Genomic DNA, 18,471 nt, shown 5'->3' on the forward strand with positions numbered 1-18,471 from the left:
CACCGGCGCACGCTCCTAGCTCGACACACGTCGCCCAGGCCGGGATGCGTCGTGCGGCCGCCATCGCCCAGCCCGGCCGCCGCCTCGGCACAGCCCTCGTGCACACTCCTGACTCAACACATGTTGCCCAGCCCTGCACGTGTCTTGCGGCATCCGGCAGACGGATGGCCCGGCATCTGGCACGCCCCCCGCGACTTGCTTCTCCCCCTGGGGGAGGCGGCAAGGTTTACCCCATGAACGAGCTCTACTCGATCGGGGACGTGGCGCGTCGCACCAGCCTCACCGTCAAGACGATCAGGAACTGGTCGGATCGGGGGCTGCTCTCGCCCATCGCCCGCACCAGCGGCGGTAACCGCCGCTACGACGACGACGCCGTCGCTCGGGTCGAGCTGGTCAAGACACTGCGTGACCTGGGGATCGGGCTGTCCACCGTGCGGCGGATCGTCGACCGTCAGGCCGCGCTCGCCGACGTCGCGAAAGCGCACGCCGACGCCCTCGCCATTCAGATCGGCACCCTGCAACGCCGCCACGCGATCCTGACCGAGATGGCCGGCCGAGCCACGAGCACCGAGGAGATGACGCTGATGCACCGCGCCGACGAAGCGGAACGCACGACACAGATCCGCGAGTTCCTGGACCACGTTTTCGAGGGCCTCGGCGACCCAGGTTTCGAGGGGATCCGGCGGTCCATGACCCCGGTGCTGCCCGCCGAGCCCGAACCGGAACAGCAGGACGCCTACGCCCAGTTGGCCGAACTGACCCGCGACCCCGACTTCCGCCGCACGATGCGACAGTCCGCCGAGATTCTCGCCGAGAGCGGCATCCCGACCTCGCGGTTAGCCATCACCGGCCCGCAACGCAAAGACTGGGACTCCGCCGTCCTCGACCCGCGCCGCCACCGCTACGAGGCTATGCTCGCCACCGTCAACGGCTGGGCCGCATAGCCCGCCGACCCCCGCCCCACGTCAACGACCAAGCGCACAGCCCGCCGACCCCGCCCACCGCCGTCAACGGCCAAGGCGCACAGCGCGGCGAGACCGCCCACGTCAACCGCTAAACGCACAGCCCGCCGACCCGTCCCGCCACCGAACGATCAAGCCGCGCGGCGCGGCCTCACCACCCGCCCACGTCAACGGCTGAGCCGAGGAGGCCGCAACCAGGCCATCTCCACACCGCAGGACCCGAGCGCTGTCCACCAGCGTCAAATGTTGCGCCGCGAAGACTGCCCGGCCGCCTTCCAGTGTCAACGGGCCGAGCTGCTGAAACTCGCGAGCCTGTCAGCCGACGTCAACGGGCGGACCGCGGACTCGCAGGGTGGCCGCCGCTACTTACGGCCAGGCTGCGGAACGCTCAAGACGGCGAGGTTTCCCACGTCAACGAGCGGACCGCGGACCCCGAGCCCACCTGGCACCACCCGCGGCGAGGTTCCCCAACGCGCAAGCCGTCTGCCTGCGTCAACGAGCGGATGCGAACCCCGGGCCCACCTGCCACCACCTACCGCGAGGCTGCTTAACGCGCAAGTCATCAGCCGGCGTCAGCGGGCGGGGCATGGACCCTGGCGCCCGCCCACCACGGCCGAGCCGGGGAAACTGCAGATCTGCCTGCCGACTTCAACCGTCCGACCATGGATGCCCCGCCCCCAGCGCAACCCCGCGCGGAACCTCGGGTCTCACGACCGGATAACGGGATCTTCTTTCGTCACGGACATCGGGCTGAGCTTGCGCCCGTATGGCGGTTGGGCCCGGAGAACGGTCGTTCGGCCAATGCGGGCGCGCGCCGCGGGCCATCTGGTGGCCGATGGTCGCCGGCGCCGCCTGTCCGCCCCGGCACCGAGCACCACGACGCCGCGGTGGGCGAGCCGCGGGGCGGCTCCCCGTTGGGCGGATACTGCGCACGGGCCGCTGGCCGCCGCCTCCGGGGGAACGCTCATCCTGGACAGTCACTGCCTGGCCACGCTCGCCGCTGGTGATGCCAGGGCTCGGTCCGATGAGCTATCGGCCACGCGACGTCCACAATGTGGGACGAGTGTCCGTTGTCCGGGACGGGCGACCACATCGTGGCACGGCGTCCGTTATGTGGGACGATCCTCCAATGTAGACGATCTTTCCTCACGCTATGTGGCTTTTGTTCGAGCGCTTTCGACGGTCTCACGTGAACCTTGGAGAGTTATGGCTCGAATATGGGCGCAACTCTCCAAGGTCACGTCGCAACCCGCGATGTGATCGCAACGACCACATTGTGGAACTGTTCAGCTGTTTCTCGCGCCGCTCACCCTCCGATGAGTTGGCCATGCGCGGCGGACCTGCGCGGACCGTCGCTGTGGGGAGCCGGGACCTTCCGGTCGCGGCGGCTGCCCACACGGGGGTGGGGGTGGCTGCAGTGTGGGGAACCGCAACCTCCTCGGCGTCGCGACTGCCCACACGGGGGTGGGGGTGGCTGCGGTGTGCGGAACCGCAACCTCCTCGGCGTCGCGACCGCCCACACGGGGGTGGGGGTGGCTGCGGTGTGGGCAACCGCAACCTCGTCGGCGTCGCGGCTCCCCACGCCCGGGTGGGGCGGCCACTGTGGGCAGCAGGGACCTGCCCGGGCCTGGCGGCGTCGCCTCGCACGGGGACTCGCGGCCGACGGAACCAGCTGAACAGTTACACATTGTGGACGGGACGCAACAGGCTTTCCTTGTCTGCCTGCCGACATCACACGGCATGGCAGTCCCGCCCCTCCCGGACGGCCCGAAAGCAGGAACGGCCCGGGCGCCGCTCGAGCCCACCAAGGGGCTGCCGGTGGCCGGGGGCTGGGCCGGGAAGCCGGCCCAGCCCCCGCCAGATGTGTTGCTACGACGCTGGGTAGTCGGTGATGAAGACCGGGGCGCCCACCTTTGTCGTGTCGGCGGCCTCGCCTACGCCGTTGACCACGTGGTCGATGACGCCGGCGCTCAAGTTGACGGTCATGATGTGGTGCAGCTTGACGCCGGGGCGGGACGGGACCTCGAAGCCGTTCTCGGTGTGGATCGCCGGGTTGTTCTGGTTGAACACGTAGACGCCGGCGCCGTACAGGGAGTGGGTCTTGACCTTGTCGCCGACCTTGTAGCCGGCGTAGCCCTCGACCGAGCCGTTCATCCAGTCGGCCTGCGTGGGCGGGTCGTACGGGAGCTCGTTCTGGTAGAGGATGGTCGTGCCGCCGTTGCCGTTCCAGACCGTGTTGTACTTCTGGAAGTGCTCGACGAACAGGCCCGTCGCGGTCACGTTGTCGCCGTTGATGACGGCGCCGTAGCGGCCGGTGTTGGTGTTCCAGCGCTGGGTGTCGGTGAAGCCCTCGACGCCGTGGTCGGCGCGCCACACCCAGGTGTGGTCGATGAGCACGTTGTCGCTGTTCACCTGTAACGCGGTGTCGGTCTTGCCGACGTGCGGGCCGCCGACGCGGAAGTAGACGTCGTTGAGCGTGGTCGGGTTGGCCGCCGAGGAGATCCCGCCGCGGGTGAGGCCGACCTGCAGCAGCACCTTCGATTCCTTGAGGCCGGCGTCGATGGTCACCCCGGCCACGATCACGCCGGGCACCGACGCGACCTTCAGCGGGGTGGCACCGTTGACCGCGGTCAGCGTGGCGTGGCCGAGGCCCAGGACGACCTGGTTCGGGTGCAGCACGACGAGGCTCTGGTCGATGTTGTACACACCGGGGGTGAGCAGCAGGTTCTTGCCCAGCAACAGGTTCGCGTTGATCAGCCACTCCGGATCGGAGGGCTTGGCCACGAAGAACGAGCTGAGCGGAAGCGTACGGCCGGGGGTCATGCCGTTCGCGTACGAGACGCCGCTGGTGTTGTGTGCCGCCGAAGGCGCCCGGACATTCCACTTGCCCGCACCGTCAACGAACAAATACGGCTTTTCGCGAGATGTCGGGTTTGTCGCCAGCGTCGTGTAAGGCGGATTCGGGAACGCTGACTCGTCGGGCGCGCCCGAAACCCCGGCGAACACCTGGTTCCACACGCCGTTCGACCATGACGCGACACTGCTGTTACGGGTCAGCCACTGCTGCTGCGAGCCGTTGGTGACCGAGGGCAGCGTGGAGTCGGCGATGAAGCCCCCGGAAGCGTACTGGGGACCGGCCGTGCAGTAGTCCATCAGCGACAGCGTGCCGTTGGTGACGTTGACCCGGCGCATCGAGACGGCCTGCGAGACCGCCCAGAAGTTCGCGGTGGACCGGCAGCCGTCCTGGCCGAGCGCGTTGACGTGGATGGTCAGGTTCGCGATCGTGCGCCAGAAGTTCACCAGCGCGAGGCAGTTGCTGGTGCCGCCGCCCTCGGTGCAGCGGTTGTAGACCTCCACCTTGCCGTTGATCACCACGTCGCCGGGGTTGGCGCCGAGGCCGGCGATCTCGGTGTAGTAGCCCACCTTGACCTGCAGGGGGTGCGCGTCCGTGCCGTAGGTGCCGGGCTTGAACAGGAAGGCGTACCGGTCGGTGCCCATCTCGTTGTCGACCTGTTTGGCCCAGGTGGCGTCGAGTTTCGCCTGGATGTCGGCGACGGGCATGCTCGGGTCGAAGATGGTCACGTTCGGGCCGAGGGAAGGCGAAGGCGGCGAGAAAGAAGACGACGAGAAAGAAGACGACGCCGAAGCGGGAGTCCCCGTGGTCAGCGCGCCCACGGTGGCGACCGCGAGCACCACCGCGAGGAGGCGTTTCATCATGCGGAACCGGTCCTTTCCTGGACAGCACAGGTCCATAGATCCGGATCACAGAAAGCTATAGACGCACGCGCATGTCAAGAAGGAGCGGCAGACCTTGCCCGAAAGTCCTAACGGGCCTGTCGGCTCGCCCGGGCGCACTCGATCAGCCACAGACCGAACTCCTCGGCCTCCTGCGCGCTGATCCGGACCGTGACGCCGGTGCCGAGGAAGCAGTTCACCCAGGCGCCGCCGGTGCGCGGGCCGCCGGACAGCTCGCCGCCGCCGTTGCGGTCGCCCACCGTGAACCGGTCGGCCGGGCCCTGGTTACGGGGTCGGGGCACGACGGCGGGGGGTGGCTCGTTATCCCGATGATTACCGCGAACACCACCCATGCGACGACGATAGACCGAAGGTGATCCCGCGCGACAGGGACGACCGGCCATAGCCGCACGCCGCACGAAAAGGTGTCGCCGCGCCGCGATCGCACTTAGCCTGGTGGAGGGCATCGCGGGGACGTAAGTGGGAGCCGTAGTCCCGCACGCCTCCGGAAGGGAAATCCGATGTCCTTCGACGCCCTGAGCCGCCGCCTGGCCGGCACGTTCGCCGCCGGCGGCGACCCGATGTACGACCGGCTGGCCACCGGGTTCAACCTCAGGCTCAAGCCCGCCCCGGCCGCGGTGGTCGAGGCGCTCGACGCGCGCGACGTGGTCGAGACCGTACGCTTCGCCGCCTCCGCCGGGCTGCCGGTCGCCGTGCAGGCCACCGGGCACGGCCTCGCCGACACCATGGACGGCGCCCTGCTCGTGCACACCGGCCGCCTGGACGGCTGCATGGTGCACCCGGACGGCTGGGCCCGGGTCGGCGCCGGCGTGCGCTGGCAGCAGGTCCTGGACGCGGCCGCGCCGCACGGGCTCGCCGGGCTGTGCGGCTCCGCGCCGGCGGTGGGCGTGGTCGGGTACACGACCGGCGGCGGGCTCAGCCCGGTCGGCCGCACGTTCGGCTGGGCCGCCGACCGGGTCCGGGCCGCCGAGGTCGTCACCGGCGACGGCGAGCTGCGCCGGGTCACCGCCAGCGAGCATCCCGACCTGTTCTGGGCGATCCGCGGCGGGAAGGCGGCCGCCGGCATCGTGACGGCCCTCGAGTTCGACCTGGTCTCCCAGCCCAGCCTGTACGCCGGTGCGCTGTACTTCGACGGGACCGACGCGGCGAGGGTGACCCACGCGTGGGCGTCCTGGTGCGCGGAGCTGCCGGACACGGCGACCACCTCGATCGCGTTCCTGCAACTGCCCCCGCTGCCCGGGGTGCCGCCGCCGCTGGCCGGCAAGTTCACCGTGGCGGTCCGCTTCGTCTGGACCGGTCCCGCCGACCAGGGTGAGGCGGCGCTCGCACCGATGCGGGCGGCGGCCGCACCGCTGATCGACACGGTGCAGACCATCCCGTTCGCGGCGGTCGGCATGGTCCACTCCGACCCGGAGGAACCCATCGCCGTGCACGAGGAGACCGATCTGCTGCATGCGCTGCCGGCCGCGGCGGTGGACGCGCTGCTGGAGGTGGCCGGCCCCGGTTCCGGGTCACCGCAGGTGATCGTGGAGCTGCGCCAGATGGGCGGAGCGCTGGCCGCGGCCCCGGCGCAGCCGAGCGCGCTGTGCCACCGGGACGCGGCGTTCAACCTGTTCGCGGTCGGCGTGCTGCCCGGCGACGAGGTGCTGTCGCACGCGACGCGGATTCGTGAGGCGCTGGGCTCCTGGGCGACCGGCGGTGCCCTGCCGAACATCGGGGCCGCGGCCGGCGCGGCGCGGATCGCCCGCTCCTACGACGAGGTGACCCTGTCGCGCCTGCGGGACGTGGTCAAGCGCTACGACCCGGCGCACGTGCTGCGGGTGGGGCAGGTTCCGGACGCCTGATCATCTCGGCCGCGCGCTCGGCGATGGCGATCACCGTCGCGTTCGGGTTCATCGAGGTCACCGACGGCATCACGGAGGCGTCCGCGACGCGCAGCCCGGTCACGCCGTGCACACGCAACCGGGTGTCGACGACGTCGCCGATGCGGCAGGTGCCCACCGGGTGGAACTGGGGGCCGGCGCCGTGGCGGACGACGTCCCGCCATCCCTCGTCGCCGGCCACCGGGGTGACCTCGGTGGGCTTGAACCGTGCGAAGGCCCGGGCCCGTCCGACCCGCCGGGCCAGGAGCAGGCCGTCGACCAGGGTGTCGACGTCGCGTTCGTCGGTGAGGTAGCCCGGGTCGATCAGGGGTTGCTGCCGCACGTCGGGGCCGGCCAGGGTCAGCGTGCCCCGGCTGTGCGGCACGGCGAGGGACACGTTGATGCTGAAGCCGTGCGCGGGCGGTTCGGCCAGGGCCGGTGAGCGCGGCACGTGCGTCGGATAGAGCACGACGTCGTGCAACAGGGCGGCCAGTTCGCTGTGGTTGCCCACTCCGGCCGGAACGGGTTCGTCGACCGCGTACACCACGCTGGTGATGACGTGGTCGTGCAGATGCGCGCCCACTCCGCTCAGGTCGGCGTGCACCGGAATGCCGAGGGCCCGCAGATCAGCGGCCGGGCCGACCCCGGACAGCAGCAGGAGCTGGGCGGAGCCGACCGTGCCGGCGCAGAGCACGACTTCCCGGTCCGCGAGCACGAATTCCTCGTCGTAGGTGACGCCTGCGCACCGGCCGTTCTCGATGACCAGCCGGGTCACCAGGGCTTCCGGGATGACGGTGAGATTCGGGCGATTCAAGACCGGGCGAAGGTACGCGTCGGCGGTGCTCTGCCGGGCTCCGTCCACGATGTTCATGTCGTACCAGCCGACCCCGTACGGATCGGCGCCGTTGAAATCGCCGGTGCTCGGAAAGCCGCTTTCCACGACCGCGTCGAAGAATGCCTGCGAGACGGGATGGCGTACGGGAAGGGGCGCGACCCGCAGCGGGCCTTCGGTGCCGCGATAGTAGGGATCACGGCCGGTGGTGTGCTCGCTGCGTTTGAAGAAGGGCAGCAGATCCGCGTACGCCCATCCCTCGCCCCAATCGTCGAACACCGCACGATCGCCGCGGATGAACGACATCCCGTTGATGGCTCCGGTCCCGCCGAGCAGTTTCCCGCGCGGCCAGAAATGCACCCGCCCGCCGGTTCCGGGCTGCGGCACCGTGGTGTAGCGCCAGTCGAACTCTCCCCCGAGCAGTTCGACGAAACGCGGCGGCACCTGGCTCTCGATCGGGCGGGTCGCGGGCCCGGCCTCCAGCAGCAGAACCGTGACGTCCGGATCCTCGGAAAGCCGCGCGGCCACCACACTGCCCGCGCTGCCGGACCCGACGACGATGTAGTCGTAAGTCATTTCTCAACCCCGCCGGCGCGTGCTGCCCGGCCGTTCGCCGAACCTTTTCCGGTACGCCTTGATGAAGTGGCCGCCGTCGGCGAAATGCCAGCGGGCGGCGATCTCGGAAACCGTCAGGGAGGTGGCGGTCAGATCCGCGCGGGCGCGGTCGAGTCGTTTGCCGCGCACATATCCCATGACCGAAGCGTCCTCGCTCGCGAACGCGCGATGCAGGCTGCGCGCGGAGACGAACAGCGAGTCGGCGACGGCCCGCGGATTCAGGTCCCGGTCCAGCAGCCGGCCGTCGATCCAGTCCATCGCGGCCCGGACCAGCGGCGCCGGGAGGTCGTCGGCCACGTGATCGTCGAGCAGCGCCTGGAACAGCTCCAGGGCGACGTCGCGGGCCGCCCGGGACGCGGCCGGGCTGAGCCGGTCGGTCACCTCCGCCCAGGTACGCAGGTGGGCGAGCAGCATCCGGGCGGCCGGGCCGCCGCCGGCGGCGGCGACCGGCCGTTGCCGGCCCCGGAACCGCACGCCGGCGGCCGGCAGCGACAGGATGGTCACCGCCGTGCCGTCGGCGGTCGCCCAGTCCCACGACGACGACACGCCGCGCATCGCCCGGACCTGCCCGGCCGGCACGTCGACGACCTGCCGGCCCGCCGACATCCGCGACCGGCCGCGCTCCTGGAACGCGACGATCACCCGGTCGTTCCAGTCGCAATGCCCGGCGACCTCGTCGCTGCGCATGTCCTGCAGGACCAGGTCGTCGAGCGGGTTCGTCCGCATGCGCAGCCGCAACGAGCCGTGCGCGCGGCGGGGCAGGGTCAGCGCCGGGACCGGCGTCGCCCCCCACTCGCCGTCCAGCCGCGGGGCACGTCCCGCACCGGCGTACGGGATGGTGATGTCGAATTCTTGCAGCACCCAGCGCCCCCCACGGCCGTCGCGACGCCAAAAGTACGTCCGCACGACCCAAATCGTCCGGCGCCGGTGGCCCGCGCCATCGAAAATGCGTGCCAAGCGCGCCCGCCCGGTTTACTGGGTGGGTGGACGGCGTCTGGGTGCTGCACGTCGACCTCGACCAGTTCTTCGCGTCGGTCGAGGTGCTCCGCCGCCCTGAGCTGCGCGGACGCCCCGTCATCGTGGGTGGTTCGGGTGATCCGGAGCGGGCCCGCACGGTGGTGGCGACCGCCTCCCGCGAGGCCCGCGCGCACGGCGTGCACTCGGGGATGCCGATGCGGCTGGCCGCGCGCAAATGCCCCGGCGCCGTGTTCCTGCCCACCGACATGCCCGCCTACCAGCGCAAGTCGGCCGAGGTCATGGACATCTTACGGTCCTTCCCGGTACGCCTGGAGGTGTTCGGTCTCGACGAGGCGTTCCTCGGCGGCGAGCTGCACGACCCGCACGCGCTGGCCGTCTCGTTACGTGCCGCGGTCCTCGAGCGGGCGGGCCTGACCTGCGCGATCGGTATCGGCCGCAACAAGAACCAGGCGAAGATCGCGGCCCGTTTCGCGAAGAACGACCCGTCCGGCATCGCCACCCTGACCGACGAGACGTGGCTGCCGGTGATGGGCCCCCACCCGGTCGGCGACCTGTGGGGCGTCGGCCCGAAGACGGTCAAGAAGCTCGACGAGCTGGGCCTGACGACGGTCGCCGCCCTGGCCGCCGCCGACCCCGCGGCGTTGCTGCCCCGGTTCCCGCCGCGCGCCGCCGGCTGGCTCGTCGTGATCGCGCGTGGCGGCGGCGACACCGAGATCGTGACCGAGCCGTGGGTGGCCCGCTCGCGCAGCAAGGAGATCACCTTCCCGGCCGATCTGACCGACCGGGCCGAGATCGCCGCCCAGGTCGAGGCGCTGGCCCGCGCTCTCGGGGAGGAGGTGGTCGCGGACGGCCGGCAGGTGATCCGGGTCGGTGTCAAGGTGCGTTCGTCGTCGTTCTACACCCGGACCCGGGAGGCGAAGCTGCGGGACGGCCCGACCACCGATCCCGGCGTGATCGCGGCGGCGGCGCTGACGGTGCTGGACAAGTTCGAGATCACCCGCCCGGTACGGCTGCTGGGCGTACGAGCCGATCTGCTGTTGTGAGCAGGTGGGGGTCGGAGCGCACGGCGGCCACCACGCAGTCGCCGACGTGCCGGCCGAGCGCGTGGTAGGCGTCGAACTGCTCGTCGGTGAACCACTGGTCGCCGGTGCTGTCGTTCGGGAAGGACGCGTTGCGCTTCGCGTAGGCCAGCACCGGCCACGGGGTGTGCGGCGTCAGACCGGCCCGCCCGATGTAGAGCCGGCCGGTCTCCGGGACGCCCTCGGGGCGCTGCTCCGGGTAGTGGATGGTCGCGGTGAGCACGTCCGAGCGGGCCAGCCGGTCGCCGCCCGGGTCCAGCGCCGACGGCCCCGGCTGGTCGATCTCGATGCTGATGCCCAGTTCCTGCTGGGCGAGCGTGAGGGCCGGGCCCAGCGCGCCGGCCGGCAGCGTCGACCCGCCGCTCGCGTCCAGGCAGATCGCCACCTCCGGCCCGTGCCGCAGCAGCTCGACCAGGCCCAGGTTGTCGTAGTGCCCGCCGTCGGTGACCAGCAGCAGCTGCCCGTTCCACGGGTAGATCCCGAAGATCTCCCGGATCAGGTAGTGCAGGCGGCGCAGCCGGGGCAGCGGCGGGTTACGCCAGTCCGTGCCGCGCGGGTGGTGGTAGAGGTGGTACGGATTCGGCAGCCAGGTGCCGAGCCGGGCGTTGGTCAGGGCGAACAGCAGCGAGTACGGGGTGGCGCTGGCCCCCATCGCGGAGGCGAACGCGGCACCGGAGACGGCCATCGCGGCCTGCACGGTCAGGTCGAGCCGCAGCGGGCGCTTCACGTTGTGCGCCAGGGTGTCGGCGCGGACCCAGCCCAGACGCGGGCTGCCCAGCCAGTCGGCCGACATCGAGTACGGCAGGACGCGGCGGCCCGGCGCGGTGACGTCCTGACCGGACACGTTCGCCGACGCCATGAAGATCACCTGCGGCCAGTGGTCCGGTTTTTTCGCATACTCGTGCAGCGTGGTCTCCTCGTTCCAGCCGTACGCCTCGGCGGTGTTCCCGGTGCGGCGGACGGCGAACGCGGTGGCCAGCCGGCGCTTGTAGAACGGGTGCAGGCTCCACCGGGTCTGGTCGACGAGCAGCGCGAGCGCCCCGAAGATGACGACCAGCACCAGGAACCGGATCGTGCCCGGCCACATCGTGCCGCCGGTCGCCGTGCGGTCGACGACGCGGGCGAAGACGTACAGGTGCGCGGCCGTCATGATCAGGACGCCGAGGGTGACCAGAAGCCGTTGCAGCAGCGCCGCCGGGATCCGGGCGACCGCGGCCCGGTTCTCCTTCACCCAGCTCAGCGCCGAGCCCGCGATGCGGCGCACGGTCAGGAAGATCCCGGCCAGGGTGGCGACGTAACCGGTGGTCAGCACCGCGGCGACGCCGGCGCCGGCCTCCTGCGCGCGGGTGCCGCTGACCAGGCTCGGGAGGCGGTCGCTGGCGGCGACCAGCAGCGGCACGACGCAGCCGGCGACGAAGAGGAACGCGGCGGCGAACGCGAGGAACCGCACGCCGACGCGCAGCACGCTCCCGTAGCGGTCGGTGACGTCGCCGCTCTCCGTGACGACGGCCAGCATCCAGAGCAGGAGCGCGGCGAGCAGCGGCGCGGCGACCGCCCAGCGGTAGGGCGCGGGCACGTCGGTGAGGGTGCCGCCGGGCATCAGCCGGTAGAGGCCGCCGATCGCGCGGCCGGCGAGCACCACCGCCAGGAGGATGGCGAGCTGGGCGGCGACCAGTCCGCGCAGCACGACGACCAGGGCGCGGATCCACTGGGCGGTGCCGTCGGCGAGGTACTTGCCGTGCCGGCGCAGGTAGTCGAGCTCGGGGGTCCCGGTGTCGAAGACGGTGTCCGGGCCGGCGCCGCCGCGCGGTGGTTGCAGCGCGAGGCGTAACGCGCCGGAGGCGTACCCGCCGCCGGAGACCGAGACCAGGTAGCGGGCCTTCTGCAGCACGTCCGGGGTGCGCAGCGATTCGAGGGCGCCCAGCGAGAAGGTGGCCGAGCGGATGCCGCCGCCGGAGACGCAGACGCCGAAGCCGCCGCGTTCCCGGGTGCCGGGCAGCTGCCAGTTGGCCTCCCAGGACGGATGCGCGGGGTCCTCGTGGTCGCCGGTCTGGTCACAGAGGACGGTCTCGCCGGGCCGCAGGTCTGCCTGCCGCCGACGGACGCTGAGCCGGACCACGGTGATCAGCACGGAGAAGGCGGCGATAGCGACGGCCGGTACGCCCAGGACCAGCACCGTGAACGCGACGCCGCGCGCCCAGGAGACGTGCGGGCCGGCCGTGAGCAGCACGGACACGGCGACGACGCCGGCCACCAGGTAGCCGGTCACGACCATGCCGAAGGTGGCCAGGCCGCGGCCCTTGTCCGAGATGAACACGCGACGGCCCAGCCAGGCGCCGATCATCAGCGCGGCGATCACACAGGCGAGGAAAATTCCGTGCGCCACCCGTACGCCCACCGGCGGTGCCGTGGCGGGTTCGGCGCGGATCATCCAGCGGTCGACGGGCTCGAGGTGGCGTACGTGATAGAGGATGATCGCGGCCACGACCAGGGTGACCACCGCCGTGGTCGCCACCAGCTCGGTGGTGCGGCTCGCGCGCGTTTCCGGATTGCGGCCCATGCCCTCAGGCTGAGCCGTGGCGCGGCGCCGACAAGCGGAAACGTGACTCTATCGTGTTGCCGTCACGTCCGGTGTGGCCGCTCCCCGGAGGGCGGGGAACGGCCACTCGCGCGCGTCAGCGGTCGCGGTACGCCTCCAGCAGCCGCAGCCACACCTCGCTGATCGTCGGGAACACCGGCACCGCGTGCCACAACCGGTCGATCGGTACCTGACCGGCGATCGCCACCGTCGCCGAGTGCAGCAGGTCGGCCACGCCGGGGCCGACGAACGTGACGCCGAGCAGCGTCTCGCTGTCCAGGTCCACCACCATCCGGGCGTGGCCGCTGTAGTCGTCGGCCCACAGCAGCGTGCCGACCGCCTTGACCATGTCGACGTCGACCACGGCGACGCGGTGCCCGGCGCGCTCGGCCTCGGACGCGGTGAGGCCGGCCATGCCCGCCTCCGGATCCGAGAAGATCACCTGCGGGACTGCGTGCCGGTCGGCGGAGGCCACGTACGGGCTCCAGGCGGCGGTGTCGACGGCGGTGCCGGTGGCCCGCGCGGCGATCACGTTGCCCACGATGCGCGACTGGTATTTGCCCTCGTGGGTGAGCAGCGCCCGGTGGTTGACGTCGCCGATCGCGTAGAGCCAGTCACCGTCCACGCCGCGCACCGTGCAGGTGTCGTCGACGTCCACCCACGTCCCGGGGGTGAGCCCCACGGTCTGCAGGCCCAGGTCGCCGGTCAGCGGGACCCGGCCGATCGCCATCAGCACCTCGTCGGCGACCAGCTCGACGCCGTCCTCGAGGCTGACCGTCACCGGGCCGTCCGGGTCGGGGCGGCGCAGCTCGGTCACCGCGACCCCGGTGCGCACCTCGGTGCCCGCCTCCTTGAGGCCGCGCTCGACCATCTGCCCGGCGAACGGTTCCATCCGCGGCAGCAGCGACGTCTGGCTGACCAGCGTGACCTGCGAGCCCAGCGCCTGCCAGGCGGTCGCCATCTCGACCCCGACCGGGCCGCCGCCGACGACGACCAGGCGGCCCGGGATCATGTGCTCGTCGGTGGCGCGCCGGTTCGTCCACGGCCGTGCCTCGGCGATGCCCGGGATGTCCGGCAGCGCTGCCCGGCTGCCCGGCGCCATGATCACGGCCTGGCGGGCGGTGAGCACGACGACGCGGTCGTCCGGGGTCTCCACCGACACCCGGCGCGGTCCGTCCAGCCGTCCCTGACCGCGTACGAGGTCGGCGCCGATGCTGCCCACCCAGGCCGCCTGACCGCTGTCGTCCCAGTTGGTGGTGTATTTGTCGCGCCGGCGGAACACGCCTTCGGCCTCCACCCGGCCGGTCACGGCCGAGCGCGCGCCGTCGACGCGCCGCGCGTCGTTGAGGGCGAGCACCGGACGCAGCATCGCCTTGCTCGGCACACAGCCCCAGTAGGAGCATTCGCCGCCGACCAGTTCGCGCTCCACGACGGCCACGCTCAGTCCCGCGGCGCGGCATCGATCCGCCGCCACCTGCCCGACCGGCCCGGCACCGAGCACCACCACGTCGTACTCACTCGTCTCCACGTTTTCCGCTCCCCTTTGTCGTCGCTAATTCGATCTCGAACTATCCCGTGGCGGCCCGTCGTTCGTATCCGCAGAAACCCCGGTCGCACCCCGGTTCCCCCGTGGCCCGGATCGCGCGCCACGGGGAGCCGCCCCCGGAGATGGCTTCTAACGTTTGCTTCCGTTAGAAAACCTCGCACGGCGCCCGGACGATCGTCAACGCTTGGTGACCTGGGTAACCGTTAGAACCGCGTTAACCTGGAGGGGTGACAACGAGTGCTCCGCTGCTGGGCGAACCGCTACCGGTCGAGTTGATGAACACGATCTGGGCCGACCGCGCCGGCCCGCACGACGCGCTGAGCACGCCGTCCGGCACCGCCGAGTGGCTCGAGGCCATCGGCTCGCGCCTGCCCGAGCTGGCCCCGGAGGACCTGGACGACCTGCGCCGGCGACTGCTGCCGCTGCGCGACGCGCTGCTGCAGCTCGCGGCCAAGGCCACCGACGACACGCGGTGGGTCACGCCGGACGCGTCGTCCGTGCGGCGGGCCGTCGACGAGGTCAACGCGGCCGTCATCCCCCGGGCACCCCAGCTGGCGTGGGCCGCCGACCATCCCGTCACCGAGCACCTGCGCGCCCCGAGCGACCCTGCCGCCGCCGTGGTGTCGCACTTCGCCGAGGACGCGGTCGCGTTGTTCGGCACCGGCGAATCAAGCCGGCTGCGGGTGTGCGACGGCCCGGACTGCGGCCTGTACTTCGTGAAGAACCACCCGCGCCGCGAGTGGTGCTCCCCCGCCTGCGGCAACCGGGTGCGGGCCGCCCGCCACTACCGCCGGCACCGCGCCTGAGAGGCGGCAGGGACGCTAACGGTGTTCGCCGGCGCGGAGCATCTCGACCGTCTTCGACACGCGCTGGCCGCGGGTCGCCTCGCGTTTGGCGTCGGTGATCCAGCGGACGAATTCCTTGCGATGCGAGTACGCCAGTGCCCCGAACGCGGCCCCCGCTTCGGGATCGGCGGCCAGCGCGTCGGCCAGGTCGCCGGGCACCTCGACGGTGCGTTGCTGGTCGTCGGCGGCGATGCTGACCTGGTACGACGCACCGAGCTCCACACCCGCCTGCTCGCGTGCGGCACGGGCCAGCCCGATCATGTTCTCGCCGCCCATGCGGGCCAGTCGCAGCGGCAGCGTCACGTCGTTCACGGTGACCCGCACCGGGAAGGCCCGGCGTCCGCCGCCCACCGCCGCGGCCTGGTCGTCGGTGAGCACGAACGCCCCGGCGGGCCCGCGCGGCTCCAACGTCAGGGTCAGGGTCAGGACCTCCGCCATGCCCTCAAGGTAGCCGCCGCGGGTGATGCGATGCGTCAGCCGCGCCATCGCTGGGTACTTCTTCATCGAAATCGAAGGATGAAAGGAGTCCGAGCATGTTCGTCGCCCTGATCCGACGGTTCGTCGTCGTGGCGGTCGCGGTGCCGCTCGCCATCGCCGGAGCACGCAAACTCGGTGACGTCGTCGAGGCCCGGCGCGGCCCCAACCGGGTGTCCAACGTCCTGCGGCAGGGCGCGGCCTTCCTGCAGGGCTTCCGGCCGGCGAAGAAGCGCCGCTGAGGATGTCAGTGGCGGCGCCGCGCCCAGACGCCCACCAGCGGGGACAGGAAAACGGCCGCTCCGGCGGCCGCGATCTCGCTGCTCATACGCTGTTCCAGGGTGTCGATGTCGATTTCGCCGGCGGTGGCGATCCCGTATTTCACGGCGAACGGCACGACGTTGCGCACGCTTGAGGAAATGTACGCGGCGGCCGCATCCGGATCGGTCGACGCGGGTGCTGCCGACGCGACCCCGCTCACCGGCAGCTGAGCACTCCGGAAAATCGCCGGCAATTGTTCGCCGATGGCGGGATGCCCGCCGCGGGCGGCCACACTTCGGGTGACCCAATCGTTGCTCTGCTCGACCAACGGCACCGCCGGCACCGCACGGAAATTGCCGACGAAATCCTGGAACGTGATGACCCCGCCCGGAGCGACGAAACGTGTCATCGCCCGCAGTGCCGCGACGGGATCGCCCAGATGCATCAGGACCAGCCGGCCGACCAGCGCGTCCACGGTCCGGCCGAGTTCCAGGTCGGAGATCCGGCCGGTGCGGAACTCGACATCGGCGGCCCCGTCCGGCGCTATTCGCTGCCGGGCCACGTCGATGATGCGCTCATCCGAATCGACACCGAGCACGGAACCGGCCGGGCCGACCACACGCGCGGCGATCAGAGAAACGTCCCCGGCGCCGCACCCGACGTCCAGCACTCGCATCCCCGGCTCGAGGCCCGCCATGCGGAGCAGATGCTCGGTATGCGCCTCATAGAATTCCGACTGCAATCGAAGTTTGCGTTTCTTCGCCGCCGGGAAATCCTGGGACTCGCTCCAATCGTCATACCTTCCAGGCTGTTCCCGAAAAAGGTTCTCAGACTCTTCCGCTGCCATGCGAAAAACGTAGCAGCGAAGCGCGGCCGACCACCTTTTTTGGGGTCGTACTCACAGGACGTTCGCCGGTGTCCTTACTCCCGGGCGAACTGCGGCCGAATGCCGGGCGAACACCACCGGCGCTTGTCCGGTCACCGGCCGCTTCCCGGCGGACCGGAGCGTGCGAATCAGCGGCGCCGCCTCGTCCGCTCGCGTATCCGGCAAGAGATGGCCGCCGTCGAGCACGTGCACCTCGGCGTTTTGCGCGGTGGTTCGGGGTCTTACCGATCGGCCGACGGATCGGTGCCCACATGGCGGGTCCGGGTCGCGTCCAGCGAGATGAAACTCGATTCGTGCGCCACCGCATCCATAGTCAATGTGCGGTAGCGGACGTCCGTCAGCTGAAGATGACGTCGGTGAAGTCGAGCGCCAGCATTGTCGTGCTCAGGTCGGCGGATTCCTGGGTCGTCCGGGCGTACACGCGGTGGCGCATCGGCACCAGGATGCGGTCGAATTCGCAGTAGTCGAGCGGGTACTGCACCAGGGGCGCGCCGCCGAGAAGGTCGATACGGTGGTCTATGCGGCAGAGAAAGCCGGAATTGTCGAAATACCACGTCTGCCGCCGGGTGTGCACCGAGATGCTGCGCGGATAGGTGACCGCGAGCCGGCGCCATTCCTGGCCGTCCTCGCGCCACGGCCCGATCTCGCGGGTCACGAAGTCGGCGCGGGCCAGCAGGAACGGCGCGGTGAGCTGGTTCCAGACCGCCTGCGCGGCGAGGTGGACGACCCGCAACGGGTTCCACTTCTCCATTTTTCCCGACATTTCCACCGGTACGCCGTCGCCCGTCTTGATCATCTGACGGTGTGGTTCCCACGTGGCGTACCGGCCCGGCACCGGAAACGGGGTGATGGTCAGCCGCTGGTCGCGGGCCTCGCCCTCGACCACGACGTCGTCGAGCATGCCGTCGAGGCCGTAATGCTTCCAGACATCGCCGGTGATCGACGCGGCCGCCCGGAACCGGGAGATCTCCTCCCAGCGCCGCATGCCCCCGTGCTCGTCGATCGCCATCGTCAGCAGATCCATCGGTCGTCCCCTTCCGCTTGTCTCCACCTAAGCGGTTGAGTGACGTCCTTCGAACCCGTTGGACCCCCGTGCCACCCGAAGTCACGGGTGTACCAGCAGGCCAGGGTGTGTCCCTGGGATTTCGCGTGCCGGCTTGACCGCCGCGCGATGATCGGGCCATGACGACGAAGCGTCCCTCCATCCTGTCGTACAAGTCCGAGGGCTCGATCCTGAGCATGTGGTCCAAGGGTTCAATCCTGTCGATCGGCTCGATCGGGTCCTTCGGCTCGATCGGCTCCATCGGCTCGTTCCTGTCCGTGGGCTCGATCATGTCCGCCGCGTCGATCGGCTCGATCATGGCGTGGCGGGCACTCGGCCGGACGCTGGACGCCGGCGGCCCGCAGGGGCACGACGGGCACGCGCACCGCCACTCCCGGCCTGGCCACGCACACCATCACCCGCGCCGGAAGTAGAGACGTCCCGGCGCCGGGTCCGGATCCCGCGCCGTGGCCGTTTCGCGCCGGGTCGCGGCCGATCTCGATGCCGCTCGAGTCGAGCCCCGACAACCCGGTCGTGCGCGCTTGCACGATGACGCCGGCCTACTTGGCGCTCGCTATCAAACAGCAAGGCGCGCCGCCGCCAAGACAGGGCACGCTATGCCGCATGCCACCGGCACCGCACGCCACGCCGAATGCCACCGGCACAACACGCCACGCCACGCCGCGTGGCACGGCACGGCACGGCACGGCACGGCACGGCACGGCACGGCACGGCACGGCACGGCACGGCACGGC

Annotated in this window: 15 protein-coding genes; 6 read left to right on the forward strand and 9 right to left on the reverse strand. The window is 71.0% G+C overall.

What is annotated here, in order from left to right:
• The first annotated feature begins 233 nt into the window (after positions 1 to 233).
• Complete coding sequence (locus HH310_RS29565) at positions 234 to 944, forward strand: MerR family transcriptional regulator (RefSeq protein ID WP_169178962.1); 711 nt, start codon at positions 234 to 236, stop codon at positions 942 to 944.
• Between the two features lie 1,887 nt (positions 945 to 2,831).
• Here the strand turns inward: HH310_RS29565 and HH310_RS29570 are convergent.
• The gene (locus HH310_RS29570) at positions 2,832 to 4,679 is read right to left on the reverse strand and encodes an adenylyl cyclase (RefSeq protein ID WP_211192764.1); all 1,848 of its coding nucleotides are present in this window, start codon (positions 4,677 to 4,679) and stop codon (positions 2,832 to 2,834) included.
• A 107-nt stretch (positions 4,680 to 4,786) separates the two neighbouring features.
• Positions 4,787 to 4,999 carry a hypothetical protein gene (locus HH310_RS29575; protein WP_169178964.1) on the reverse strand — a complete coding sequence of 71 codons (213 nt, stop codon included), beginning with the start codon at positions 4,997 to 4,999 and terminating at the stop codon, positions 4,787 to 4,789.
• A 219-nt stretch (positions 5,000 to 5,218) separates the two neighbouring features.
• On the opposite strand from HH310_RS29575, the gene HH310_RS29580 reads away from it, so the two are divergent.
• On the forward strand, positions 5,219 to 6,562 hold the full coding sequence (locus HH310_RS29580; protein WP_169178965.1) for an FAD-binding oxidoreductase: 1,344 nt from the start codon (positions 5,219 to 5,221) through the stop codon (positions 6,560 to 6,562).
• On the opposite strand, the gene HH310_RS29585 is transcribed toward HH310_RS29580, so the two are convergent.
• Positions 6,507 to 7,988: a GMC family oxidoreductase gene (locus HH310_RS29585; protein ID WP_169178966.1), complete on the reverse strand. Its 1,482-nt coding sequence runs from the start codon at positions 7,986 to 7,988 to the stop codon at positions 6,507 to 6,509. The genes HH310_RS29580 and HH310_RS29585 overlap by 56 nt on opposite strands.
• Positions 7,989 to 7,991: 3 nt before the next feature.
• Positions 7,992 to 8,933 carry a helix-turn-helix transcriptional regulator gene (locus HH310_RS45555; protein WP_169178967.1) on the reverse strand — a complete coding sequence of 314 codons (942 nt, stop codon included), beginning with the start codon at positions 8,931 to 8,933 and terminating at the stop codon, positions 7,992 to 7,994.
• Positions 8,934 to 9,010: 77 nt separating this feature from the next.
• Between HH310_RS45555 and HH310_RS29595 the strand changes: the two genes are divergently transcribed.
• Positions 9,011 to 10,048 carry a DNA polymerase IV gene (locus HH310_RS29595; RefSeq protein WP_169178968.1) on the forward strand — a complete coding sequence of 346 codons (1,038 nt, stop codon included), beginning with the start codon at positions 9,011 to 9,013 and terminating at the stop codon, positions 10,046 to 10,048.
• Here HH310_RS29595 and HH310_RS29600 read toward each other — a convergent pair.
• On the reverse strand, positions 9,999 to 12,644 hold the full coding sequence (locus HH310_RS29600; protein ID WP_169178969.1) for a hypothetical protein: 2,646 nt from the start codon (positions 12,642 to 12,644) through the stop codon (positions 9,999 to 10,001). The two genes, HH310_RS29595 and HH310_RS29600, sit on opposite strands and share 50 nt — an antisense overlap.
• A gap of 115 nt (positions 12,645 to 12,759) precedes the next feature.
• A complete protein-coding gene (locus HH310_RS45560; protein WP_169178970.1) occupies positions 12,760 to 14,190 on the reverse strand; it encodes an NAD(P)/FAD-dependent oxidoreductase in 1,431 nt (476 codons plus the stop codon).
• Positions 14,191 to 14,435: 245 nt separating this feature from the next.
• On the opposite strand from HH310_RS45560, the gene HH310_RS29610 reads away from it, so the two are divergent.
• A complete protein-coding gene (locus HH310_RS29610; RefSeq protein WP_169178971.1) occupies positions 14,436 to 15,014 on the forward strand; it encodes an ABATE domain-containing protein in 579 nt (192 codons plus the stop codon).
• Between the two features lie 15 nt (positions 15,015 to 15,029).
• On the opposite strand, the gene HH310_RS29615 is transcribed toward HH310_RS29610, so the two are convergent.
• Entirely contained in the window at positions 15,030 to 15,557 is a 528-nt protein-coding gene (locus HH310_RS29615) for a YdeI/OmpD-associated family protein (RefSeq protein WP_248294533.1), read from the reverse strand.
• 29 nt (positions 15,558 to 15,586) lie between these two features.
• On the opposite strand from HH310_RS29615, the gene HH310_RS29620 reads away from it, so the two are divergent.
• Positions 15,587 to 15,769 (forward strand): hypothetical protein, encoded by a 183-nt coding sequence (locus tag HH310_RS29620; protein ID WP_169178972.1) that lies wholly within the window; start codon positions 15,587 to 15,589, stop codon positions 15,767 to 15,769.
• Positions 15,770 to 15,774: 5 nt separating this feature from the next.
• Here the strand turns inward: HH310_RS29620 and HH310_RS29625 are convergent, their stop codons facing one another.
• Positions 15,775 to 16,635 (reverse strand): class I SAM-dependent methyltransferase, encoded by an 861-nt coding sequence (locus HH310_RS29625; RefSeq protein ID WP_169178973.1) that lies wholly within the window; start codon positions 16,633 to 16,635, stop codon positions 15,775 to 15,777.
• Between the two features lie 376 nt (positions 16,636 to 17,011).
• The gene (locus HH310_RS29630) at positions 17,012 to 17,698 is read right to left on the reverse strand and encodes a hypothetical protein (RefSeq protein ID WP_169178974.1); all 687 of its coding nucleotides are present in this window, start codon (positions 17,696 to 17,698) and stop codon (positions 17,012 to 17,014) included.
• Positions 17,699 to 17,856: 158 nt separating this feature from the next.
• Between HH310_RS29630 and HH310_RS43305 the strand changes: the two genes are divergently transcribed.
• Positions 17,857 to 18,150, forward strand: coding sequence for a hypothetical protein (locus HH310_RS43305; RefSeq protein WP_211192765.1), 294 nt, complete (start codon positions 17,857 to 17,859; stop codon positions 18,148 to 18,150).
• Positions 18,151 to 18,471 lie beyond the last annotated feature (321 nt).

Origin of the sequence: Actinoplanes sp. TBRC 11911 (assembly GCF_012933445.1) — a bacterium.
In the GTDB taxonomy this organism is placed as follows: domain Bacteria; phylum Actinomycetota; class Actinomycetes; order Mycobacteriales; family Micromonosporaceae; genus Actinoplanes.